Genomic DNA, 22,731 nt, shown 5'->3' with positions numbered 1-22,731 from the left:
GCGGCCCTAGGAGACCGCTGAATAAGTCGATCTGAAGATCAATTGAAGTCGCCTGACCAGCGCTTTCATATTTGATCAATCATCCGAACGCTGTTATTCAGCAGTCTCCTAGGCGCCAAACTGGACGCCATGACATCAGTTTCCGGACGCCCTCTCAGCGAGGTGGACGGACCCGGCGGCCGCGCACGGCGTCCTGCTCGCCGAACCGATCGAGGATCGCGGCCAGCAGGGCGCGGGCGTCGGCTACGCGCTCCGCGCCGAACTCGGCGGCCAGTTCGGCGTCCAGTGTCCGCCGGTGGGCGCGGGTGGCCTTGATGGCGCGCACGGCTTGGCGGGTCGGGCGGACCAGTTTGGTGCGCGCGTCGGCCGGGTCCGGCTCGCCGCGGAGCAGGCCGCGACGTTCCAGATCGGCCACGGCCTTCGACGCCGCCTGCTGGGTGACCCCCATCCGCTCGGCCAGCGCCGAGATCGACAGCGGGCCGTCGATCAGATGCTGGAACAGCACACCGTCGTTCATCCGCAGGTCGTCGAAGCCCTCCTCGGCGAGCCTGCGCTGGAGCTCGTCGGTCAGTGCCCAGCCCGCGAACAACGAGAGCAGTGACAGTTCGAGGGCTGCCGGTCTAGGATGCACAACCATGGTTGTGGAAAATAGCACGGCACCGGCCGACTTGCTGGACGGCTTCGTCCGCGTCGCCCATCGGATCGTGTGGTGCAGCCTGGCCACGGTCGACCGGCGGGGCAGGCCACGGTCCCGGGTGGTCCACCCGTACTGGGAACGCGAGGGCGCCGGGCTGACCGGCTGGGTGTTCACCCGGCCGACCCCGCTCAAGCAGGCGCACCTCGCGCGCACGCCGTACGTTTCCTGCTCCTATTGGGACTCCGCGAACGAGGTCGCCGTCGCCGAGTGCGGCGCGGTCTACGCGGACGACGAAACCTCGCGACGGCATGTGTGGAGCCTGTTCGCCGAAGCCGCCGAGCCGCTCGGGTACGACCCGAAGATGCTCGGCGGCGACGACGCGCTCGACCAAGGGATCACCGTGCTGCGGCTGACACCGTGGCGACTGAGCACCGGCGGCGAGTCCTGGCGTCGCCCGGATCGGTGAGCCGGTCAGGCGCCGACGCGGCGTTCGAACACGAGTCCTTCGGCGGTGCGCAGGCCCACGCTGATCGCCCCGGCGAGCACCGCGTCCTCACCGAGTTCGCCCTGCACGATCGCGGGCACGAGCGGGGTGAACGCGTGTAGCGCGCGGTCGATCGGAGCGAGCAGCAGGTCGGCGTTGGCGCCCATGCCGCCGCCGAGCACGATCAGCTCCGGATCGACCACCGCGGCCACCGACGCGATGGTGTAGGCCAGCCTGTCGGCCTCGGCCTCCACCGCGGCCTGCGCCAGTTCGTCGCCCTCGCGGGCCAGGCGGAAGACCTCGCGTGCCGATTTCGCCGTGCCCAGACCGAGTTCGCGGGCGCCCCGCACGACCGACTGCGCGGCTGTCGCCTCTTCGAGATGGCCGCGTGCGGGAGGCTCGCTCGTGCCGCGGTCGGCCGAACGGAGCTGGCCGTAGGGCAGGTAGCCGATCTCGCCCGCCGCGCCGCTGGCGCCGCGGAAGACCTGGCCGTTCACCATCAGGCCCATGCCGACGCCGGTGCCGATGGTGATGCAGCCGAACACCGAAACCCCGCGCGCGGCCCCCCGTTCGCCCTCGCCGACGGCGGTGAGGTTCGCGTCGTTCTCCACCACGAGATCCGGGCCCAGCAGGGCTTCGAGCTCGTCGAGCAAACCGGCTTTACCCCAGCCCGGCAGGTTGGGCGCGTGCCGGAAACAGCGGCGGTCCGGGTCGGCGACGCCGGGTGAGCCGAGCACGCGCACGACGACGTCGGCCTGGCTGAGCCCGGCCTCGGCCACGGTGTCCGCGGCCAGCGCGCCGACCGCGGCGACGAGGGAACTGCCCGAGCGCGAGGTGTTGCGCGCGTCGCGGCGGGCCACGACCGTGTGGCCCAGATCCGAGACGGCGACGCGGATGTGTTCACGCCCGATGTCGATGCCCAGCACGTAGCCCGCCGTGGGATCGGCCTCGTACAGCACGGCCGAGCGGCCGGTGCCGGTCGACGTGTGGCCGGTCGCCCTGGCGAGCCCGGCGGCCTCCAGCGCGAGCAGCGCCTGGCTCACCGTTGGCTTCGACAGCCCGGTTTCCTTGGCCACCTGCGGCCGCGTCGCCGGGCCGGTGCGCCGCAGCAGATCGAGCACCGCCCGCTGATTGATCTTGCGCATCCCGGCCGGAGTACCGACCGGCGGAGTTTCCGCGCCAACCACCGCGCCAACCACCAGTGCCTCTTCCTGAAAGTGTGCAGAGCCTCGAGTATGCCGTTCTTTGAGTATGCAGAACCCGACCAAGCTATCCGGGCCCGGCCCGCGATGGGCAGGAAGGTTTTCTTTTAGCCCGTCCGAGTGACGAAATACCCGGACCGCCCGGCGGGTTGGACACTCCATGAGCACTGTCGGTCGCGGCCGGATCCGCGTTGAGCATGGAGCCAAACGGGTGCGCGCGCTGTTCGCGGGCCGCGTCGTCGCGGACACCGTTCACCCGTTGCTGGTGTGGGAAGTTCCTTACTATCCAACGTATTACTTCCCCCAGTCGGACTTGGTGGCCGAGTTCTTCGCCGCCTCCGGCGGGACGGCCCATTCGCCGAGCCGGGGGGACGGCGTGCTGTCGACGATAAAGGTCGGCGAACGGGAAGCCGTGGACGCCGCGCTGGCGTACCCGGATTCCCCGATCGAGGAGCTCCGCGGCCACGTCCGGCTGGACTTCGCCGCGCTGGACACCTGGTTCGAGGAGGACGAGGAGATCTTCGTGCACCCGCGTGATCCCGGCGTGCGCGTCGACGTGCTGGCGAGCTCCCGGCACGTCCGGATCGAGGTGGCCGGGGTGACCGTGGCCGACACGGTCCGCCCGCACCTGCTGTTCGAGACCGGCCTGCCGACCCGGTACTACCTGCCCAAGACCGACGTCCGCCTCGACCTGCTGGAGCACAGCGAGCTCGTGACGCACTGCCCGTACAAGGGCAGCACCGAGTACTTCTCGGTGCGGGCGGGCGGCGAACTGCACACCGATCTCGCCTGGAGCTATCGCACGCCGCTGCCGGAGAGCCTCAAGGTCGCCGGGCTGGTCGCGTTCCTCGACGAGAAGGTGGACGTCTACGTCGACGACGTCCGGCAGGAGCGTCCGAAGACCAAGTTCGCCTGACACCGAAGGCGCCGAAGGCCGTCTTGGGCCAAACCGCTCAAGGCGGCCTTCAGCGTCACCCGGTGACAGAGATGACGCGACACGATTACTCCGCGTCGACGCGCGGAGGGTCGGCACACCCGACCGGCGTGGAGTCCACAACCCACAGGTCATCGGTCCACGGTGTCATGACACGGCAAAGATCGACATCGTGTCTGTCGTGAGTGGCACAAGGTCGCGTCACCTGGGGACCGACGATCGCGATCGAGCAGTCCCCGAGTCACGGCAACAACGCAACACCGATCCGACAAGATCAGCTGTTCCGAGGCGCGAGCCCTTGGCAGACGCACCCTAGCGGGGTGGGTCGTGTGCGGTGTTGCGGATGGGTCTTCGCTCCGGATCCAGCCAGGTCGGGGGTAGCCATTCGATGATTCCGTTGCGTAGCCGCATTTCCCACCCGCCATGATGGAGCAGGTGGTGGCAGCGTTCGCAGGTCAGGCCGAGATTGACCAGGTCGGTGGGTCCTCCGGGGCCGTGGGGATCGGTCCAAAATCGGATGTGGTGCGGGATGCACCATTTTGGACCTCGCGAGCAGCCCGGGCCCGTGCAACCGTTATCCCGCAAGGCTAATGCTCGCCGTTGCGAGGGTGTCGCGGTGCGGACCGCGCGGCCGAGGTCGAGAACCTCACCGGCACCGTTCAGCACCGCGGGGACGACTCGGGTGTCGCAGCAGATACGTCGCAGCTGGCTCACGCTGACTGCGCCGTAGCCGTCGAGCATGGCGGTTCCCGCGCGGCGTTCGAGTTCTTCCAGGCTGATGGTCACGGTGACGACAGCCCGTTCACCGGCTTTGACCGGCAGGTCGGGCGACCGGGCGGCGAGGTCGAAGATCGCCGCGACGGCGTCACCGTTGCGCTGCTCCTGGGTCCGTGGGTCGGGGTTGCCGAACTCGTCGACCGGGTTCGGCTTGGCCAGCGGGGCGAGCAGGTTTTCGGCGAGGTGTCCGGTTTCGGCATCGAAGGTACCGGTGTATTTCATTCGGCCGTCGCGCAGCCATCGGTAGCTGAACTCGCGGTTCGGCTGGGAGAGGTCTCGTTCGCGGTCGTCGGGATTTTTGTCTTCGAGATCCCAGTATCCCAGTATCCGCCGACCGACCTTCCGTACCGTCGATGGGGGTGCCTGCTGGGACAGCTCCACCAGACTGGCCTCGTTGGCCGAGAGTTCCTCGTCGGAGACCGAGTCGGGGGCCTGGGAGAGGACATGTTCGATCTCGTTCGCGTGCTCCCGATTGATTTCCCCGGACTCCAAAGCCTTGCGCAGCAAAGGGAGTTCGGCGTTGGCTTGGGCGACGCGGGCTTTGGCTTCCTTCTGTGACACCCGCAACGACAGCATCAAGAAGGCGGCAGTCCCGCGGCAGCCCTTTTCCACGCCCAAACCGCGCTTGTCACAGTCTCCGACAAGGTCCAGCATCCGCGCATACGCACGACACAAGTCCCGCTCGGCAGCAAGAAGCCCGGCGGTCAGCTCCCCATCGGAAAGCTGCCACACCGGCACCATCTCAGCGACACTCACATCCTCATTCTATCCGAACATTTGTTCGATTCGTCACCCGTTCAGGTAAGACTCGACTACCACTTTTTCTTGCCGCTTGCGGGATTCGGCTCGAAGTCGCGGGCCGAGGTGCGCTCCGGGGTGCCCGCGAGGCGACCCGGACAGCTAGTCCATTGAGGTCCATAGACTTGACACGGAACGTCTCCGTGTCCAATTCTGGTACGTAATTGGTCGTGCTGTCACCGTGGACAGCGGAGCGAGGAGGCATGTGATGACGTCGGCCGTGGGCGGAGACGCCATGCAGGAGGAAGTCACCTGGCGTGACGGCAAGCGCTACGCGTGGCTGCTGGGCCTGATCATCCCGACCGCGCCGTTCATCGCCTGGGGGCTCGTGTCGGCCACCGGGCTCGGGCTGTTCTGGTGGAGCGGTCCGCTCATCGTCTTCGTGCTCATCCCGCTCATCGACGCGATCGTCGGCGTCGACGCGGAGAACCCGCCCGACGACCTGATCGAGTGGCTGGAGCGGGATCGGTACTACCGCTGGGTGACCTACCTCTACCTGCCGATCCAGTACGTCTCGCTGGTGGTCGCCTGTTGGCTGTGGACCACGCACCCGCTCTCCGTGGCAGACAAGATCGGCCTGGCGGTGACCGTGGGCATGGTCGCCGGGATCGGTATCAACACCGCGCACGAGCTGGGGCACAAGAAGGACCAGCTGGAGCGCTGGCTCTCGAAGATCGCGCTCGCGCAGTCCGCCTACGGGCACTTCTTCATCGAGCACAACCGCGGTCACCACGTGCGCGTCGCCACGCCCGAGGACCCGGCCAGCTCCCGGCTCGGTGAGACCTTCTGGGGCTTTCTGCCGCGTTCGGTCTACGGCAGCCTCAAATCCGGTTGGGGTTTGGAGAAGACGCGGATGGAGCGGCTCGGCAAGAAGCCGTGGAACCCGCGCAACGACGTCGTCAACGCCTGGGCCATGAGCGTCGTGCTCTTCGGCGTGCTGATCGCGGTGTTCGGCTGGTCCGTGGCGCCGTACCTGCTCGTTCAAGCCGTTTTCGGCTTCGCCTTGCTGGAGGCCGTCAACTACCTGGAGCACTACGGGCTCAAGCGGCAGAAGGAGCCGAAGGGCCGTTACGAGCGTCCCGCGCCGCGGCACAGCTGGAACAGCAACAACGTCTGCACCAACGTCTTCCTCTACCACTTGCAGCGGCACAGCGACCACCACGCCAACCCGACCCGCCGGTACCAGGCGCTGCGTCATTTCGAGCAGGCGCCGCAGCTGCCAGCCGGGTACGCGTCGATGATCGTGCTCGCCTACTTCCCGCCGCTGTGGCGCCGGGTGATGGACAAGCGGGTGCTCGCGCACTACGACGGCGAAGTCACGCTCGCCAACGTCAACCCGCGCAACCGCGCGAAGGTGCTGGCTCGCTACGGCGGTGCGGAGTGAGCCGTTTCCGTTGTCCCGTCTGTGAATACGTCTACGACGAGAGCGCGGGCGAGCCGCGGGAGGGCTTCCCCGCGGGCACCGCCTGGGCCGCTGTGCCCGACGACTGGTGCTGCCCCGACTGCGGGGTCCGGGAGAAGATCGATTTCGAACAGGAGACGAAGGCATGAAGGTCTACCGCTGCGAAGTCTGCGGGTTCGAGTACGACGAGACGCTGGGCTGGCCCGACGAGGACATCGCGCCCGGCACGAGGTGGGACGACATCCCGGACGACTGGTCCTGCCCGGACTGCGGGGCGGCGAAGGCGGACTTCGTGATGGTCGAGGTGGAGCGCGCGTGAGCGGGCCTGCCGTGTCCATCACGTTGACACCGATGGGTGCCGCTGCCAACGTGATGGACATGGCATCGGCGAAAACACGGGTTCCGTTCGCCGAAGCGGCGAAGGTGCTTCTCCGGGAGACCCTGCTCGACGCGGCAGGTGAGCTGCTGCGGACCAGGTCCTGGCAGGACCTGAAGATGGCGGACATCGCCGCCACCGCCGGAGTCAGCCGCCAGACGCTCTACAAGGAGTTCGGCTCGCGGCAGGGGTTCGCCCAGGTGTACATCCTGCGCGAGGCGGATGTCTTCCTGTCCGCCGTCGAGCGGGCGGTCGCCGCGAACCGGGCCGACCCGCGGCGCGCGCTCGCCGCCGCGATCGAGGTCTTCCTCACCGCCGCCGCCGAAGAACCGCTGATCAAGGCCATCGTGGCCGGGGACGACAGCGACGGGCTGCTCTCGCTCGTCACCAACCACGCCGGCCCGGTGCTGGCGGGAGCCACCGAACGGCTCACCGGCTACCTGATCGGGTTGTGGCCCGGCTCCGCGCCGAGTTCGCTCGCGCTGGTCGCCCAGTACCTCGTGCGGCTGGGGATCAGCCACGCCGCCTCGCCGCAGGGCACCCCGGCGGAGACCGGCGCGGAGATGGCGCTCGTGCTGGGGCCGTACCTCGATCAGGTCGTCGACACCCCGCCCTGACGCGGGATAGCGTGAGCGCCCTGGAGGTGTCGCATGCGCTTTCTCCGCATGGCTCTTGTTCTCGCACTGGGCTTCACCCTCGTTTCCGTGGTACCCGCCCAGGCGGCGTCCGGCGGCCACACGCCGGACGACCAGCCGTTGCCCGGGTACACGATCGTCAACCCGCCACTGACCCCGGCCACGGTCGGCGGCAAACCGGCCAGTGTCCTGCAGGGCGTGCACACGCACGCCGGGTACACCATCGAGGTGCCGCCGAACTGGAACGGCAAGCTCACGATGTGGTCGCACGGTTTCGCCGGGCAGGGCAAGGTGCTCGGCGTCCAGGAGCCCGCGTTCGGGTTGCGCCAGCGGCTGCTCGACCAGGGCTACGCCTGGGCGGCCTCGTCGTACTACGACAACGGCTACGACGTGCGTGCCGGCGTCGTGACGACGAAGGAACTCGTCTCGTTGTTCGGCAAGCTCGTGAAGCGGCCGAAGCAGGTGTTCATCGCCGGGGCCTCGATGGGCGGTCACATCATCGGCCGGTCGCTGGAGGAGTACCCGGGCCTGTACGCGGGCGCGCTGCCGGTGTGCGGGGCGATGGGCGACCACACGCTGTTCGACTACTTCGCCGGGTACAACCTGCTCGCGCAGGATCTCGCCGACGGCCCGGCGTACCCGTTCCCGGCCGACTACGCGACCAACGCCGTGCCGCGGATCCAGCAGGCGCTCGGGCTGGACAAGCTGAAGCCGGGCGGCCCGGACACGCTGAACGCGCTCGGCAACCAGCTGCGGGCCATCACCACGAACCTGTCAGGCGGCCCGCGGCCCGGTTCGGACGCGTCCTTCGTGTTCTGGAAGGACTTCCTGTTCGGTATCGCGGCGCTGAGCACGGGGACGGGTGACCTCGCCGAGAACCCCGACCGGGCCGCGACGAACCTGTTCACCCGCTACAGCCCGAACGCGCCTGCCGATGTCAACCGGACGGTGCAGCGCATCGTGCCCAAGGACGTCGTGGGCCGGTTCTCCCCGGCGCTGACGCAGAACCCGCAGATCCAGGGCACACCGACCGTGCCGGTGCTGAGCGTGCACGGCATCGGTGACCTGTTCGTGCCGTTCTCGATGGAGCAGACCTATCGCGAGGACGTGGCCCGGCACGGGCGCACGGGCCTGCTCGCCCAGCGCGCGATCCGGACCGCCAACCACTGCGAGTTCGACGCGAAGGAGATCGGCTCGGCCTGGGACGACCTGGTGACCTGGGTGGACCGCGGCAAGCGCCCGGCCGCCGACGTCGTCAGCGACCCGAAGGTCGTGGCGTCGCCGACGTACGGCTGCCGCTTCACCGACAAGGCCGCCACGGATGGCACCCGGGCCCTCTTCCCGGCCTGCCCCTGACGTGCGCTGAAGGCCACCATGAGGGCGTTGGAGTCCCTCATGGTGGCCTTCAGCGACCACTAACCGTCGGAGGACGCCTTCCAGAGGTTGATGTGCGCTTCCGTGGCGTAGCGGTCGATCTCGGTCAGCTCCTCGGCCGTGAAGTCGAGGTTGCGCAGCGCGCCGACGTTGTCCTCCAGCTGCTTGACGCTGCTCGCGCCGATCAGCATCGACGTCATCCGCGGGTCACGCAGGCCCCAGGCCAGCGCGAGCTGGGCGAGGCTCTGACCGCGGCGCTCGGCGAGCTTGTTGAGCGCCTGGATCTTGCCGAGGGTGTTCTCGTCGATGGTGTCCGGGTTCAGCGACTTCCCTTGCGCGGCACGGGAATCCTCCGGCACGCCGTCGAGGTACCGGCTGGTGAGCAGGCCCTGTGCCAGCGGCGAGAACGCGATGCAGCCCGAGCCCTCGGCCTCGAGGGTGTCGAGCAGGTGGTCGTCTTCGAGCCACCGGTTGAACATCGAGTACGACGGCTGGTGGATCAGCAGCGGGGTGCCGAGTTCCCGTAGCAGCCGCGTGGCTTCCGCGGTCTTCTCCGAGGAGTAGGACGAGATCCCGACGTAGAGGGCGCGCCCGGACCGGACGGCGGTGTCGAGCGCGCCGACCGTCTCTTCCAGTGGGGTTTCGGGGTCGAACCGGTGCGAGTAGAAGATGTCGACGTAGTCGAGCCCCAGCCGTCCCAGTGACTGGTCCAGTGAGGACAGCAGGTACTTCCGCGAGCCCCACTCGCCGTACGGGCCGGGCCACATGTCGTAGCCCGCCTTGGTGGAAATGAGGAGTTCGTCGCGGTAGGGCTTGAAGTCCGAAGCCAGCAGCCTGCCGAAGTTCTCCTCCGCCGAGCCGTAGGGCGGGCCGTAGTTGTTGGCCAGGTCGAAATGGGTGATGCCCAGGTCGAACGCCCGCCGCGCGATGGCGCGCTGGGTGCCGAGCGGCCGGTCGTGGCCGAAGTTGTGCCACAGCCCGAGCGAGATCGCGGGCAGTTTCAGCCCGCTGCGGCCGCAGCGCCGGTAGGGGATCGAGTCGTATCGGCTGTCCGCCGCAACATAGGTCACGGCCGCGAGCCTAGCTTCGAGAGAACGCTTTCGCCCTCTCGCCGGTCAGCCGGGACAACGCCGTCGTCCGGCCCGTGGTGAGCAGCGGCGGTGCCGAGGTCGGGCGCTCGATGAGCTCCACAGCACACTGGGGCGTGTCGCCGGGGAATACTGAGCGACAATCGGGCGAGAACGAGTGATGAGGCGGGTGGTCAGGTGCAGGGGACCGGGTTCTTCGAGTCCGTGGACGAGGTGACGGCGAAGCTCGCCGAGACGGGGTATCTCGCTTCGGCGGCGGTCGCCACCACGGTGTTCCTCGCCGACAAACTCGGCAAGCCACTGCTGGTGGAGGGTCCCGCCGGGGTCGGCAAGACCGAGCTGGCGAAGGCTGTCGCACAGGTCAGCGGCTCGCGGCTGGTCCGGCTGCAGTGCTACGAGGGCATCGACGAGTCCCGCGCGCTCTACGAGTGGAACCACGCCAAACAGCTGCTGCGGATCACCGCCGGGCGCGACGAGCGCTGGGAGGAGGCCCGCACGGACATCTTCGGCGAGGAGTTCCTGCTGCGCCGCCCGCTGCTCACCGCGATCACCGGTACCGAGCCGACCGTGCTGCTCATCGACGAGACCGACAAGGCCGACGTCGAGGTCGAGGGCCTGCTGCTGGAGGTGCTCGGCGACTTCCAGGTCACCGTGCCGGAGCTGGGCACGATCACCGCGGCCCGCCGCCCGTTCGCGGTGCTGACCTCCAACGCCACCCGCGAGCTGTCGGAGGCACTGCGCCGCCGCTGCCTGTTCCTCCACATCGACTTCCCCGACGAGGACCTGGAACGCCGGATCGTGCGGCTCAAGGTGCCCGGGGTCGACGAGGTCCTGGCGACCTCGATCGTCCGGGTGATCGCCGCCCTGCGCGCGATGGACCTGCGCAAGGCGCCGTCGGTCGCGGAGACCATCGACTGGGCCCGCACCCTGCTCGCACTCGGCGCGGACACGCTCGACGAGCGGGTCGTGGGGGAAAGCCTCGGGGTGATCCTCAAGCACCAGGACGACATCACGAAGGCAGGCGCGCGCCTGGAGCTGGACAAGGTCCTGGGCGCGTCGTGACGGAGGGCACCGCGGGGCTGGCGGAGCGGCTGACGGCGTTCGTGCGCGCGTTGCGGGCACACGGGATCCAGGCGGGTTCGAGCGAGACCGTGGACGCGGCCGCGGCGCTCGAGGTGCTCGGCCTCGAAGACCGCACCCTCGCCAGGGAGGGACTCGCCGCCGCGCTGGTGCGCCGCGGCGGCCAGCGCGCGGTGTTCGACGCGACCTTCGACCTCTACTTCCCGCTCGGTGTGGGCGTTCCCGAACGGGCGCGGGAGGACGGTCCGGCCGACGTCGCCGGGCTGCGTGACGAGCTGGCCGCGGCGCTCGCGCAGGGCGACGCGGCCGCGTTGGAGCAGCTCGCCGGGTTGTCGGTCGACCTGCTCGGGCAGTACGGGGAGATGTCCGGACCGGGCGGGGGCTGGTCGGCCCACCAGACGCTCGACCGGTTGCAGCCGCAGACCTTGCTGGTGCGCGTGCTGGCGGCGATGCGCGCGGGAATCGTCGACGAGAGCTTCACCGATCGGCTGGACCGCGACGAGATCCGGCGCCGGATCGACGGGTTCCGCGCCCTGGTGCGCACCGAGGCGCGGCGCCGGGTGTCCGAGGTCCGCGGCCGGGAGCGGGTCGCCCGGCACGCGATCGCGCCCGCCGCCGACCGGGTGGACTTCCTGATCGCCAGCCGCAGCCAGCTCGCCGAGCTGCGCCGGGCCGTCCAGCCGTTGTCCCGCAAGCTCGCGACGCGGCTCGCCGCCCGGCGAAGGCGGCACGCGCGCGGGCAGATCGACCTGCGCCGCACGTTGCGGCGCTCGCTGTCCACCGGCGGCGTCCCGCTGCGCCCCGCGTATCGGCGGCGGCATCCGGGGCGGCCGGAAATCGTGCTGCTGTGCGATCTTTCCGGCTCGGTCGCCGGGTTCGCGAACTTCACCATGCTGCTGGTGCAGGCCCTGCGAGACCAGTTCAGCAAGATCCGCGTGTTCGCCTTCGTCGACAGCACCGACGAGGTCACCCACCTGATCACCGGCGGCGCCGCCGACCCCGAAGAGCTCGGCGCGCGGATACTGAGCGAGGCCGAGGTGACCCGCTGGGACGGACACAGTGACTACCGCAACGCGCTACAGGGCTTTGTCGACCGCTACCTCGACGCGATCGGCCCGCGGACGTCCCTGCTGATCCTCGGCGACGCCAGGACGAACGGCGGCGACCCGAACCTGGCCGCGGTCCGGCGGATCCGGGACCGCGCGCGGCACGTCCACTGGCTCAACCCGGAACGCCGCGACCTGTGGTCCACCGGCGACTCCGCCGCGCGGGCCTACGCCGAGCTCGTCGAGATGCACGAGTGCCGTACCGCACAGCAGTTGAGCACGCTGGTGGCCAGGTTGCTGCCTGTCTAGCCCAGCCAGGCTTTGATGCCCTGGTGGAGCGCCGTTTTCGTGCTCGCGGAAGCGAAGGACGCGTCGACTCCGGCGGCGGCCAGCACGGCCAGCGCGTGGTCGTCGTAGCCGAACGTCTCGCGGATGCGGGTGTACTCGTCGGTGAGGGTGGTGCCGGTGACCGAAGGGACGTCGGTGTTCACCGTGACGACCAGCCCGGCGTCGACGAGCCGGGGCAGCGGGTGCTCGGCGAACGACGGTACGAGGCCGAGGATGACGTTGGAGGACGGGCACACTTCCAGCGCGATCCCGCGTTCGCGGATCTCGGCGACCAGCGCCGGGTCCTCCAGGATGCGGATTCCGTGCCCGAGCCGCTCGGAGTGCCCGATTTCCAGCGCCTCGCGGATACTCGGCGGCCCGCAGTCCTCACCCGCGTGGTGGACGAGGTGCAGACCCGCTTCCCGGGCTTCGTCGAAGATCGCGGCGAACGGCGTGAGTGAGTGCTTCTCTTCGCCTGCCATGCCCAGGCCGAGCACGCCGTCCGCGGCGTGACGCCGGGCCAGGTCCAGGGTCTGGCGTGCGCGGTCGACCGAGCGTCGTCGTGAGTGGTCGAGCAGTACGCGGCAGTCGATGCCGTGGGCGGCACCGCCCGCCTTGAGTCCTTTGAGGACGGATTCGAGTGGCAGGTCGAGATCGCCGAGCCGCTCCCCGTGGGAGGCGGCGGTGAAGGTGACCTCGGCATAGCGAGTTCCTTGTGCCGCTTCGTCTTCGCAGAATTCCCGGGCGATCCGTTCGAAGTCCTCCGGGCGCCGCAGGCAGTCGCGGATGAGCGAGTTGTAGTCGGCGAAGGCGCGGAAACCGTCGAACACCGGAGCTTGTCCTGGCAGGCTGACACCGTTCGCCTCGCCGATCTCCCGCAGGGTCCCCGGCCGGATCGTGCTCTCCAGGTGGACGTGCAGATGGGCCTTCGGCAGTGTGGTCAGGTCCCGCATGAGGTGAACCTAGCGGGCGGGGCGGGGCGGTGCCCGCGAAATTTACGTGCAACCCTGAGGTTGCGCGTGGGCGGTTGATGTGCAACTGTGGGGTTGCACATCAAATCGATGGAAGGACAGTCATGAGCGACGACCGGATCGAACGAGAGATCTTCATCGAGGCACCGGTGAGCAAGGTGTGGTCGGTGCTGACCGAGGGCGAGCACATCGGCCAGTGGTTCTGCCAGGGCAAGCCGGTCCCGATCGAGCTGCGGCCCGGCGGCATCATGCACCTCGACCACGGCGACCATGGTCAGTTCCCGACCAAGATCGTGAAGGTGGACGAGCCACGCTACTTCTCCTATCTCTGGGCGGGCGCGTACCCCGGCGTCGAGGCCACGGAGGACAACTCGACGCTGGTCGAGTTCACCCTCGACGCCGAGGGGACGGGGACCCGGCTCCGGCTGGTCGAGAGTGGTTTCGCCACCCTGACCATCCCGGCGGGGTCCGGGTTCAGCCTCGGGCAGAACTCGGAGGGCTGGACCGCGATGGTGGCCAACCTGCGGACATACGCGGAGAAGCTCCCCTCGTGACCGCCGGGCCAGGTGCCACCGACGAGGTGCTGACCGCTCTCGCCGATCCGACCCGGCGGCTCATCCTGGACCGGCTCGCCGCGCTGGGGGACGCGACCGCGACCAGGGTCGCCGAAGAACTGCCCGTGAGCAGGCAGGCGGTGGTCAAGCACCTGGGGGTCCTCGATCGGGCAGGGCTGGTCGAAGGTCACCGTGACGGCCGGGAGCGGCGCTACCAGGTCCGCCCGGACCGGCTCGTGGACACCGCGCGGTGGATGAACCAGGTCGCCGACCAGTGGACCCGGCGTCTCGACCTGATCAAGCGGATCGCCGAAAGCTAGTGCCGCCACCCCGCCTCGCCGGTTCGCGGATGTCCCTGAAGGCCACCTTCACGGCGTAAAACGCCGTGAAGGTGGCCTTCAGGGACGCGCCGGACAACCACATCCAGCCGCTCGGCCGGTGTCCGAAAAGGGTGGAGTCGGCCGGTCCGGGGAACTCTTCGCCCGGCCCGCCGCGTTGGGGTGGGTGACGACAGTCCGACGAGAGGAGCACCCGTGGCGTTTCTGCGGAAACTGACCGCGCTTGCCGGCGTTGCCGGGGCGGCGCGTGCCTACGCGCGCAAGAACCCGGAGAAGGTCGGCCAGGCCGTCGACAAGGCGGCCCGGTTCGTCGACCAGCAGACGAAGGGCAAGTACCACACCAAGATCGACGGCGCCGTCCGCAAGGTCGACGACGCGACCGGACGGCGCAAGCCCGGCCAGTAGCTACTCGGCTTCCAGGGTGTCGAGGATGTCCCGGCCGTACTTGGCCAGCTTGTTCTCGCCGACCCCGCTGACCGTGCCGAGGTCCGAAAGGTTCTTGGGCCGCATCGTCGCGATCTGGCGCAGGGTCGCGTCGTGGAAGATCACGTACGCGGGCACACCCTGCTCCTTCGCGGCCGAGGCCCGCCAGGCCCGCAGCCGTTCGAAGACCGGCGCCAGCTCGGCGGGCATGTCGACCGGGGCAGCGCGCCGGGACGTCCGGGCGGCCTTCGCCGCTCGCTCGGGCTCCCGGCGCAGCATCACTTCGCGCTTGCCGCCCAGCACCTCGGCGCTGCCCTCGGTGAGCACCAGCGAGCCGTAGTCGCCCTCGACCGCCAGCAGGCCCTGTGCCAGCAGCTGGCGGACCACTCCGCGCCATTCGGTGTCGCGCAGGTCGGCGCCGATGCCGAACACCTTCAGCGTCTCGTGCCCGTGCTGGGTGACCTTCGGGGTCGACTTGCCCAGCAGGATGTCGATGATCTGCCCGGCGCCGAACTTCTGGCGCCGCTCGTTCTGCAGCCGCACCACGGTGGACAGCAGCTTCTGTGCGGGAATCGTGCCGTCCCACTTCTCCGGCGGGGCCAGGCAGGTGTCGCAGTTCCCGCAAGGAGTGCCCTGCTGGCCGAAGTAGCCGAGGATCTGCACCCGGCGGCATTCGACCGTCTCGCACAGCGCCAGCATCGCGTTGAGGTGCGCGCCCAGCCGCCGGCGGTGCGCGTCGTCGCCCTCGGAGGTGTCGATCATCTTGCGCTGCTGCACGACGTCCTGCAGCCCGTACGCGAGCCACGCCGTCGACGGGTGGCCGTCACGCCCGGCGCGGCCGGTCTCCTGGTAGTAGCCCTCGACCGACTTCGGCAGGTCCAGGTGCGCGACGAACCGCACGTCCGGTTTGTCGATGCCCATGCCGAACGCGATGGTCGCGACCACGATCAGGCCGTCTTCCCGCAGGAACCGCGACTGGTTGCGCGCGCGGACGTTCTTGTCGAGGCCCGCGTGGTACGGCACGGCCGGGATTCCGTTGGCCACCAGGAACTCCGCTGTCTTCTCGACGGAGTTGCGGGACAGGCAGTAGATGATTCCCGCGTCACCCTTGTGCTCGGTGGTGAGCAGTTCGAGCAGCTGGCGCTTCGGCTCGTTCTTGCCGACGATGCGGTACTGGATGTTCGGCCGGTCGAAGCTGGCCACGAAATGGCGAGCCCCGTCGAGGTTCAGCCGGGACGCGATTTCGGCGTGCGTGGCCTTGGTCGCGGTGGCGGTCAGCGCGATGCGCGGCACGTCCGGCCAGCGCTCGTGCAGCGCTGAGAGCATCAGGTAGTCGGGGCGGAAGTCGTGGCCCCACTGGGCGACACAGTGCGCCTCGTCGATGGCGAACAACGAGATCTTGCCGCGGTCGAGCAGCCGCACGGTGGACTCCACCGCCAGCCGTTCCGGCGCCAGGTAGAGCAGGTCCAGCTCGCCGGACACGAAGTCCGCCTCGACCTGGTTGCGCTCCGCGTAGTCCTGCGTCGAGTTGAGGAACCCGGCCCGGACGCCCACGTTGCGCAGCGCGTCGACCTGGTCCTGCATCAGCGCGATGAGCGGCGAGACGACCACGCCGACGCCCTCGCGCACCAGCGCGGGGATCTGGTAGCACAGCGATTTCCCGCCGCCGGTGGGCATCAGGACCAGCGCGTCACCGCCGCTGATCACATGCTCGACGATCTCGTGCTGCTCGCCGCGGAACGAGTCGTAGCCGAACACCCGGTGCAGGGTGTCCAGCGCGCCGCTTACGCCGGGCTCTGTTTCGAGTGCTGACACCCGGCCGATTGTAGGGCGGTGGTCCGACAGTCCCGCGCGCGGCGACCCGTCAGCGGATGAACACCCAGTCCAGCTCGCCTTTTTCGGCGTTCGGGAGGAAGTCCCGCAGCGGACGGCCGGTTTCGAGCGCGGTGGCCGTCTGCTCGAGCAGGTCCGTCAACGAGGTGGGCCGGCCGCCGAACTCCAGCTCGCCGTCCTCGTGGTGCTCGCCGACCTGCCCGCCGTGACCGGGCCGCTGGTCCAGCACCAGCAGACTGCCCGCGCCGTCCACGGCGAACGGCACCACCTGCCCGTCCCACCAGTAGCCCGCACTTTCGTTGGCCAGGCCCGCCATGATGTCGCACATCATCTTCGCGTCGTACGCGATTCCGTCCGCCGAAGCCGGGGTGTAGGAGGGCAGGAGCTCGACCGGTCCGGAGCCGTCGTGCCGCTCGAGCGACGCGACGAGCTCCGGTGGCAGCGGGACGCCGATGTCCTTCTGCAGCTTGGCGATCGCGGCCGGGGACGCGGCCGGGGGCAACGCCTTCGCCGACTTCGGGGCATGGCCGGAAAGCCAGCGTTCGAGCCGGTCCCAGGCCTCGTCCACCCTCCTGCTCACCGCCGCCGGGACCGCGGGCAGCTCCGCGGAGCCACGGCCGATCCGGCAGCCGGTGTCGGCGGTGAGCGTGGGTTTCGGCAGTTTCGCGATAGCGCTCGGGACGGGCGCGGGCCGCAGCGGCATGTCCGGCTTCAACGCGGTCATCGCCGTGGCGGTGACCGAAACGACCATGAGCGTTCCCGGTTCTGGATGGCGATCGGCACGGGTCAACACCACGGTCGTGAGCACGACCAGGCTGGCGAGCACCGCCCCCACCCCCGCGAAAACCCGTGTCCGGCGCCGTTTCCCCATGGGGCGAGCCTGCCGCACCGCCCCGGCGGGCACAATGGCCGGTGTGGAGCTCTTTCCGGTGCCCGATCTCGTGGCCTACCTCACCGGGAACTGGCGGCTGGAGCGGGAGATCCTCGACGCGTCCGGCGCCACGACCGGCACGGTGGCCGGTTCGGCGACGTTCGTCATGGAGGACTCCGTGCTCGTCTACCGCGAGGCAGGCACCCTCGAGATGGGCGGCTACCAGGGGCCGGTGACGCGGGAACTGCACTACCGCCCGGACGGGCCCGGCCGGGCGAGCGTGCATTTCGATCACGGCGGTTTCTTCCACGACGTCGACCTGCGAGAAGGCCGGTGGGACAGCACCCACCCCTGCCGCGACGACGTCTATCGCGGCGGCTACCGGGTGCTGGCCGCGGACCGCTGGCGGCAGGAGTGGGCGGTGACCGGTCCGGCGAAGGACCACGTCCTGCTCACCTGGTTCAGCCGGCGGCCGGGCTGAGCAGGTCCGCCACCGCGCTGACCACCGCGCTGCCGTCCTGCGACGGGTCGATGTGCGTGCGGAACGGGCGCGCGCCCTTGGGCAGGTCCACGACCCGCGTCAGTTCCGTCGCGACAGCGGCGACGTCGGCGACCGGCGGCGTGATCTCCGCCAGCTTCCGGCTCACGTCCTGCGTCAGCCCGCGTAGTTGACGACGACCGCGAAGCCGGTCGTCGCGGACGCGGCGACCGTGGTCGGTGTCTCGGTGTGGCTGACTCAGGGCGTGGACAGCCGGAGCAGCCATTCCCGCATCAGCGCGAGCTCGGCCCTGCTGAGCCCGCCGGTGTCCGCTCCGTCCGATGTGGACTGTCCGAGTAGTGCGCCAAGCTGGGTCGCCGCCGTGGACAGTCCGGCCGGGCCCGCGGCCGCTGCGCCGGGGGTGAGGATCGCCGCGTGGACGGCGTCGCGGACCCGGGGGGAGACGTCCTCGCTGTAGAGGTCGCGATGCGTGATGAGCATCAGCGCGACCCCGACGTTCGCCGCCATCACCAGCTGGGCGGCGACGGCGGGGGCGACTCGCAGCCGCCCGGCGCTCGCGCACCGTTCGAGGGTCAGCAGCAGCAGCCGCTGGGCCTCCGCGGCCGCCTCGGGCGGCGTCCGGACCGCGGGGGAGTACATGAGCCGGTAGTAGCTCGGGTGTGAGAGCGCGAACGCGACGTGGCTGTCCCACCCGGCGCGCAGGTCGCTGACCGGGTCCGCGGACGGTTTCGCCGCCCGTCTGCCGGACAGGTACTGCTCGAAACCGTGGTCGACGACCGCCGAGAGCAGCCCTTCCTTGTCCCCGAAATGCCGGTACAACGTCGGCGCGCCGACCCCCGCCGCCTCGCAGACGGCCCGGGTCGAGACGTCCGCGATCGGGGAGGTGGCGAGCAGTTCCGCCGCCGCTTCGAGTATCGCTGTTTTCGCGTTCACGTTAACGACGATATCAAGCGATTGAGAGCAGCGATACTGTCAACATGTAAGCGTCGCTACGCCGGGAGAGTGCCTCCGGTGCCTATCCTGGCTGCTATGGACACCCAAGCCGGCGGTATGTCGGCGATGACAAGAGGGCTGGCGGGGTACATCCGGAGAGTCGCCGACGCGGTCGGCGTGACGGCGGACGGCGTGACGCACGAGGTCAGCGACACCGCCACCGCCTACCTGGCGCTGGCGCGGCGGTCACCGCGGCATCCCGAACGGGATCTGATGCTGTTCTGGAGCGAGCGGCACGGCTGGGCCGTGGCCGTCGAGGAGGAGCACGGGGACCACCCCAAGCTCGTGGCGTACTTCGGCGAGGAGCTGGTCCCGTCACCCGCCCAGGTCGCCGAGTTCGTGGCGGCCGTGACCACCGGGCGCAGCCCCGCGCATCCCCGCCCGCGGTTCGCCGAGGGCGACGACCGCCGGGACCTCACCGTGAAACTGGCCCCCTACGTCGAGCACTTCGCCTGAAACCGCCCGGCGGCGGGAAGTAGGATCGACGCACGTCATCGATGTACCACGGCACGTTGCCGGTCCGGGGTCACGCCGGGTCCGGGGCCGTCGGTAGCGAACGCCTGAAAGGAATCCCGTGACCACGTCGATCGAGACCCTCGAGTTCCAGTCCGAGGCACGCCAGCTGCTGCAGCTGATGATCCACTCCATCTACTCGAACAAGGACACCTTCCTCCGCGAGCTCGTGTCCAACGCCTCCGACGCGCTGGACAAGGTGCGGCTGGAGTCGTACCGGGACAAGGAGCTGGACGCCGACACCGCCGATCTGCACATCGCGATCGAGGTGGACGCCGAGCAGCGCACGCTCACCGTGCGCGACAACGGCATCGGCATGACCCGCGAAGACGTCGTGAGCCTGATCGGCACGATCGCGAAGTCCGGCACCGCCGAGTTCCTGCGCAAGCTCAAGGAAACCCAGGACTCCGCCGCCTCCCAGGACCTCATCGGGCAGTTCGGCGTCGGGTTCTACTCGAGCTTCATGGTGGCCGACAAGGTCACGCTGGTGACGCGCCGGGCAGGCTCGGACGAGGGCGTCCGGTGGGAGTCGGCGGGGGAGGGGACTTACACGATCGAGCCCGCCGCGGACGCGCCGCAGGGCACCGCCGTCACGCTGCACCTCAAGGCGGAGGACGCGGAGGACCACCTCTTCGACTACACCTCGACGGCGAAGATCCGCGAGATCGTCAAGAAGTACTCGGACTTCCTCACCTGGCCCATCCGGATGGCCGTCGAGTCGCCGGAAGAGGGCGCGCCCGAGGTCGAGACGATCAACTCGATGAAGGCGCTCTGGGCGCGGTCGAGCAGTGACGTCACCGAGGACGAGTACAACGAGTTCTACAAGCACGTCAGCCACGACTGGCAGAACCCGCTGGAGACCTTCCGGCTGCAGGCCGAGGGCACTTTCGAGTACCAGGCGCTGCTGTTCATCCCGTCGCAGGCGCCGATGGACCTGTTCATGCGGGAGCGCAAGCGCGGCGTGCAGCTCTACGTCAAGCGCGTCTTCATCATGGACGACTGCGAAGCGCTGATGCCGGAGTACCTGCGCTTCGTCAAGGGCGTCGTCGACGCGCAGGACCTGTCGCTGAACGTGTCGCGCGAGATCCTCCAGCAGGACAGGCAGATCCAGCTGATCCGCCGTCGCCTGGTCAAGAAGGTGCTCTCGACGGTCAAGACCATGATGGCCGCCGACGCCGAGAAGTACGCGACGTTCTGGAAGGAGTTCGGCCGGGCGGTCAAGGAAGGCCTGCTCGACGACTTCGAGAACCGCGACGCGATCCTCGACATCTCTTCGTTCCCCTCGACGCACGACGCCGAGGAGCCGACCGCGCTGAAGCAGTACGTGGAGCGGATGAAGGAGGGCCAGGAGCACATCTACTACATGACGGGCGACTCCCGGCCGAGCATCGAGAACTCGCCGCATATGGAAGCGTTGCGGGCCAAGGGTTTCGAGGTGCTGGTACTCACCGACCCGATCGACGAGATGTGGGTCGACGCGGTTTCCGGGTTCGAGGGCAAGCAGTTCAAGTCCATCGCCAAGGGCCAGGTCGACCTCGACACCGAGGACGAGAAGAAGACGGCCGAGGAGCAGCAGAAGGACTTCACCGAGCTCCTTTCGTGGATGACGACGACGCTGGGCGAAAGCGTCAAGGAGGTGCGGCTTTCGTCGCGGCTCACCACGTCGCCCGCGTGCATCGTCGGTGACACCCACGACGTCACCCCGACGCTGGAGAAGATGTACCGCGCGATGGGGCAGGAACTGCCGCAGATCAAGCGGATCCTGGAGCTGAACCCGACGCACCCGCTGGTCACCGGCCTCAAGTCCGCCCACGGTGAGCGGGCCGAGGACGCCGGGCTGGCGGAGACGGCCGAGCTGCTCTACGGCATGGCCCTGCTCGCCGAAGGCGGCGAGCTGACCGACCCGTCCCGCTTCATCAAGCTCCTCGCGACCCGCCTGGAGAAGACCCTGTAGTCAGTTGCCTCTGAAGGCCACCTTGAGGGCGTTAGAGTCTCTCAAGGTGGCCTTCCAGCGCGTTGGTCCTCTACTCAGCGCATCGTTTGCCGTTGTTGATGCAGCTCACCACCCTGGTCATCTGGGACTGGCTCATCACGTTGGCGAAGTCGTCGTGATCCGAGCGCGGGTTGTGGCTCTCCTCGGGGAAGGCGTCCACTTTGTACTGTCCCTTGACCTGGATGTCGTGCGGGATGTTGTAGACCAGGGTGATCTTCAGCTGGGGCACGTTCTTGAACCCGCGCGGGCAGGTGCCGTTCTGGTCCGAGAACACGATGTGCGTGCGGTGGTTGGCACTGTCGACGTTCTTGCCGTCCCAGCAGTTCGGGAAGGCGTGGATCCGCTCGACCTTGCTGCCGTTCGGGCAGATCGGGTAGTGGTCGGTGAGGCGGTCCTCGAAGCCGGTGCAGGTCCAGCTCGCCCTGGCGTTGGCGGGCCCGTTCGCCTGCTCCTTCGCGTCGCCGTAGAGCACGCGCAGGAACTTGGGCATCGCGACGACCTTCCGCGCGCCGCCGCTCTGGAAGGTGATCTTGGCGGTCTGGACGCGCTGGATCTCGCCGTCGTTGCCCGCCAGTTCGTTCTGGTCGTTCACCCCCGGCAGTTCCTGGGCCTTGCCGTTCTGCTGCTTCTCCTTCTTCTGTGCGTCGGTCGCGCCCTTGTCCGTGTTGCTGTTGGCGCCGCCGTTGTCGAGGCCGCCGTTGCCGTTCTTCTTCACCGCGCACCGCGCCACGTCGCCGAGGTCGGCGGGCTGGGGGGCGTTGCGGCCGATGGCGGTGACGATCCGGTCGACGATCGCCTTCAGCTTGTCCTTCAGCGGCCCGAGGACGGCGTTCTGGACGTCGGCCTGGTTCTTGAGGTCGCCCTGGGCCAGCCGCTTGTTCGCTTCGTCGATCTGCGTGTCGATCTGGTCGAGGTTCTGGTTCACCTCGTCCATGGCCTGGTCGGGGACTTCGGGGAGCTTGCTCGCGACGTCGGGGCAGTCCACCTGCGGGGCGACGGCGTCCTTGGCGGCGCCGGCGCGGTCGTCCACCGGGTCCTTGCCCGCGGAGTTCGCGGCGGCCTTTTCTTCGTCGCCGGTGTCGATCCGCACCACGGGCCAGAAGTACGCCGACTTGTCGCCGTTTTTGCAGGTGGTGCCGGACTTCAGCAGGCTCTTGTTGTTGGAGTCGGCGTTGGCCGAGAGGTTGCCCACGTAGTCGTGCAGGTGCTGCGCGCCGTTGCGGATGCCGGGCTGCGCGATGAAGTTGTCGGGGTTGAAGTGGCCGTTCTCGTTCTTGCCGCAGTTGACGGTGAACGTGCCTTTCGCGCCCTTTCCCAGTAGGGCCTTGTTGACGTTGACGCCCGCAGGGACCTTGGCGATGTCGAGGAAGAAGGACTGGTCAGCGGGGTCCGCGCTGGCGTCGCCGGTGCTGCCCGTGGTGGTGACCACGGCCAGTGCGCCGACGGCGATCGCCAGGCCGATCGCACCGGTCGCGATCTTGGTCCGGCGGGTGATCCGGTGCCTGCCCGTAGCCGGGGACCGGCGTCTGTTCGGGGCCATAGACTAGCTCACCTCGTTCGATTCTCCGGGCACACCAAAGAAG

Annotated in this window: 23 protein-coding genes and 1 pseudogene; 14 read left to right on the top strand and 10 right to left on the bottom strand. The window is 68.9% G+C overall.

Features of this window, described 5'->3' with window-relative positions:
- Positions 1 to 154: 154 nt before the first annotated feature.
- The gene (locus tag QMK34_RS14440) at positions 155 to 637 is read right to left on the bottom strand and encodes a MarR family winged helix-turn-helix transcriptional regulator (protein WP_326414432.1); all 483 of its coding nucleotides are present in this window, start codon (positions 635 to 637) and stop codon (positions 155 to 157) included.
- Between QMK34_RS14440 and QMK34_RS14435 the strand changes: the two genes are divergently transcribed.
- Positions 636 to 1,103 carry a pyridoxamine 5'-phosphate oxidase family protein gene (locus QMK34_RS14435; RefSeq protein WP_326414431.1) on the top strand — a complete coding sequence of 156 codons (468 nt, stop codon included), beginning with the start codon at positions 636 to 638 and terminating at the stop codon, positions 1,101 to 1,103. The two genes, QMK34_RS14440 and QMK34_RS14435, sit on opposite strands and share 2 nt — an antisense overlap.
- A gap of 5 nt (positions 1,104 to 1,108) precedes the next feature.
- Here the strand turns inward: QMK34_RS14435 and QMK34_RS14430 are convergent, their stop codons facing one another.
- Positions 1,109 to 2,308, bottom strand: coding sequence for an ROK family transcriptional regulator (locus QMK34_RS14430; protein WP_326414430.1), 1,200 nt, complete (start codon positions 2,306 to 2,308; stop codon positions 1,109 to 1,111).
- A 175-nt stretch (positions 2,309 to 2,483) separates the two neighbouring features.
- Here QMK34_RS14430 and QMK34_RS14425 point away from each other — a divergent pair, with 175 nt between their 5' ends.
- Positions 2,484 to 3,239 (top strand): DUF427 domain-containing protein, encoded by a 756-nt coding sequence (locus tag QMK34_RS14425; protein WP_326414429.1) that lies wholly within the window; start codon positions 2,484 to 2,486, stop codon positions 3,237 to 3,239.
- 330 nt (positions 3,240 to 3,569) lie between these two features.
- Here the strand turns inward: QMK34_RS14425 and QMK34_RS14420 are convergent, their stop codons facing one another.
- Positions 3,570 to 4,790 carry an HNH endonuclease signature motif containing protein gene (locus tag QMK34_RS14420; protein WP_326414428.1) on the bottom strand — a complete coding sequence of 407 codons (1,221 nt, stop codon included), beginning with the start codon at positions 4,788 to 4,790 and terminating at the stop codon, positions 3,570 to 3,572.
- 250 nt (positions 4,791 to 5,040) lie between these two features.
- Here QMK34_RS14420 and QMK34_RS14415 point away from each other — a divergent pair.
- The 4 genes and pseudogenes from QMK34_RS14415 to QMK34_RS14395 all read left to right on the top strand — a co-directional run bounded on the left by QMK34_RS14415 (position 5,041) and on the right by QMK34_RS14395 (position 8,601).
- Positions 5,041 to 6,383 (top strand): annotated as a pseudogene (locus QMK34_RS14415) (fatty acid desaturase).
- Positions 6,380 to 6,553, top strand: coding sequence for a rubredoxin (locus QMK34_RS14405; protein WP_326414425.1), 174 nt, complete (start codon positions 6,380 to 6,382; stop codon positions 6,551 to 6,553). The pseudogene QMK34_RS14415 and the gene QMK34_RS14405 overlap by 4 nt, the downstream one beginning before the upstream one ends.
- Complete coding sequence (locus QMK34_RS14400; RefSeq protein WP_326414424.1) at positions 6,550 to 7,227, top strand: TetR/AcrR family transcriptional regulator; 678 nt, start codon at positions 6,550 to 6,552, stop codon at positions 7,225 to 7,227. Before QMK34_RS14405 ends, QMK34_RS14400 begins: the two co-directional genes overlap by 4 nt.
- A gap of 48 nt (positions 7,228 to 7,275) precedes the next feature.
- A complete protein-coding gene (locus QMK34_RS14395; RefSeq protein ID WP_326414423.1) occupies positions 7,276 to 8,601 on the top strand; it encodes a hypothetical protein in 1,326 nt (441 codons plus the stop codon).
- 59 nt (positions 8,602 to 8,660) lie between these two features.
- Here the strand turns inward: QMK34_RS14395 and mgrA are convergent, their stop codons facing one another.
- A complete protein-coding gene (mgrA, locus tag QMK34_RS14390; RefSeq protein WP_326414422.1) occupies positions 8,661 to 9,689 on the bottom strand; it encodes an L-glyceraldehyde 3-phosphate reductase in 1,029 nt (342 codons plus the stop codon).
- Between the two features lie 195 nt (positions 9,690 to 9,884).
- Between mgrA and QMK34_RS14385 the strand changes: the two genes are divergently transcribed.
- Entirely contained in the window at positions 9,885 to 10,769 is an 885-nt protein-coding gene (locus QMK34_RS14385) for an AAA family ATPase (RefSeq protein WP_326414421.1), read from the top strand.
- Positions 10,766 to 12,142: a vWA domain-containing protein gene (locus QMK34_RS14380; protein WP_326414420.1), complete on the top strand. Its 1,377-nt coding sequence runs from the start codon at positions 10,766 to 10,768 to the stop codon at positions 12,140 to 12,142. Before QMK34_RS14385 ends, QMK34_RS14380 begins: the two co-directional genes overlap by 4 nt.
- Here QMK34_RS14380 and add read toward each other — a convergent pair.
- Positions 12,139 to 13,113 (bottom strand): adenosine deaminase, encoded by a 975-nt coding sequence (gene add / locus QMK34_RS14375; protein WP_326414419.1) that lies wholly within the window; start codon positions 13,111 to 13,113, stop codon positions 12,139 to 12,141. The two genes, QMK34_RS14380 and add, sit on opposite strands and share 4 nt — an antisense overlap.
- A gap of 122 nt (positions 13,114 to 13,235) precedes the next feature.
- Between add and QMK34_RS14370 the strand changes: the two genes are divergently transcribed.
- The 3 genes from QMK34_RS14370 (at position 13,236) to QMK34_RS14360 (ending at position 14,428) form a co-directional block, all read left to right on the top strand.
- Positions 13,236 to 13,685, top strand: coding sequence for an SRPBCC family protein (locus QMK34_RS14370; RefSeq protein ID WP_326414418.1), 450 nt, complete (start codon positions 13,236 to 13,238; stop codon positions 13,683 to 13,685).
- The gene (locus QMK34_RS14365) at positions 13,682 to 14,005 is read left to right on the top strand and encodes an ArsR/SmtB family transcription factor (RefSeq protein ID WP_326414417.1); all 324 of its coding nucleotides are present in this window, start codon (positions 13,682 to 13,684) and stop codon (positions 14,003 to 14,005) included. Before QMK34_RS14370 ends, QMK34_RS14365 begins: the two co-directional genes overlap by 4 nt.
- A gap of 213 nt (positions 14,006 to 14,218) precedes the next feature.
- The gene (locus QMK34_RS14360; protein ID WP_326414416.1) at positions 14,219 to 14,428 is read left to right on the top strand and encodes an antitoxin; all 210 of its coding nucleotides are present in this window, start codon (positions 14,219 to 14,221) and stop codon (positions 14,426 to 14,428) included.
- Here the strand turns inward: QMK34_RS14360 and recQ are convergent, their stop codons facing one another.
- A complete protein-coding gene (gene recQ, locus QMK34_RS14355) occupies positions 14,429 to 16,261 on the bottom strand; it encodes a DNA helicase RecQ (protein ID WP_326414415.1) in 1,833 nt (610 codons plus the stop codon).
- 49 nt (positions 16,262 to 16,310) lie between these two features.
- The gene (locus QMK34_RS14350; RefSeq protein ID WP_326414414.1) at positions 16,311 to 17,150 is read right to left on the bottom strand and encodes an SMI1/KNR4 family protein; all 840 of its coding nucleotides are present in this window, start codon (positions 17,148 to 17,150) and stop codon (positions 16,311 to 16,313) included.
- 43 nt (positions 17,151 to 17,193) lie between these two features.
- Here QMK34_RS14350 and QMK34_RS14345 point away from each other — a divergent pair, with 43 nt between their 5' ends.
- Positions 17,194 to 17,631, top strand: a complete 438-nt coding sequence (locus QMK34_RS14345; protein ID WP_442785151.1) for a DUF6314 family protein — start codon at positions 17,194 to 17,196, stop codon at positions 17,629 to 17,631.
- On the opposite strand, the gene QMK34_RS14340 is transcribed toward QMK34_RS14345, so the two are convergent.
- Positions 17,612 to 17,797, bottom strand: a complete 186-nt coding sequence (locus QMK34_RS14340; protein ID WP_326414413.1) for a hypothetical protein — start codon at positions 17,795 to 17,797, stop codon at positions 17,612 to 17,614. The two genes, QMK34_RS14345 and QMK34_RS14340, sit on opposite strands and share 20 nt — an antisense overlap.
- An 89-nt stretch (positions 17,798 to 17,886) precedes the next feature.
- Positions 17,887 to 18,582, bottom strand: a complete 696-nt coding sequence (locus QMK34_RS14335) for a TetR/AcrR family transcriptional regulator (protein ID WP_326414412.1) — start codon at positions 18,580 to 18,582, stop codon at positions 17,887 to 17,889.
- A 96-nt stretch (positions 18,583 to 18,678) separates the two neighbouring features.
- Between QMK34_RS14335 and QMK34_RS14330 the strand changes: the two genes are divergently transcribed.
- Both QMK34_RS14330 and htpG read left to right on the top strand, forming a co-directional pair.
- The gene (locus QMK34_RS14330) at positions 18,679 to 19,098 is read left to right on the top strand and encodes a DUF6292 family protein (protein ID WP_326414411.1); all 420 of its coding nucleotides are present in this window, start codon (positions 18,679 to 18,681) and stop codon (positions 19,096 to 19,098) included.
- A gap of 118 nt (positions 19,099 to 19,216) precedes the next feature.
- Positions 19,217 to 21,109 (top strand): molecular chaperone HtpG, encoded by a 1,893-nt coding sequence (gene htpG / locus QMK34_RS14325; protein WP_326414410.1) that lies wholly within the window; start codon positions 19,217 to 19,219, stop codon positions 21,107 to 21,109.
- A 70-nt stretch (positions 21,110 to 21,179) separates the two neighbouring features.
- On the opposite strand, the gene QMK34_RS14320 is transcribed toward htpG, so the two are convergent.
- Positions 21,180 to 22,688 carry a DUF1996 domain-containing protein gene (locus QMK34_RS14320; protein WP_326414409.1) on the bottom strand — a complete coding sequence of 503 codons (1,509 nt, stop codon included), beginning with the start codon at positions 22,686 to 22,688 and terminating at the stop codon, positions 21,180 to 21,182.
- Between the last annotated feature and the right edge of the window lie 43 nt (positions 22,689 to 22,731).

The sequence above is a fragment of the Amycolatopsis sp. H20-H5 genome, from assembly GCF_035828755.1.
Lineage (GTDB): Bacteria > Actinomycetota > Actinomycetes > Mycobacteriales > Pseudonocardiaceae > Amycolatopsis.
Note: the sequence above shows the minus strand (reverse complement) of the source record. Positions and strands in the feature narration are given on the sequence as shown.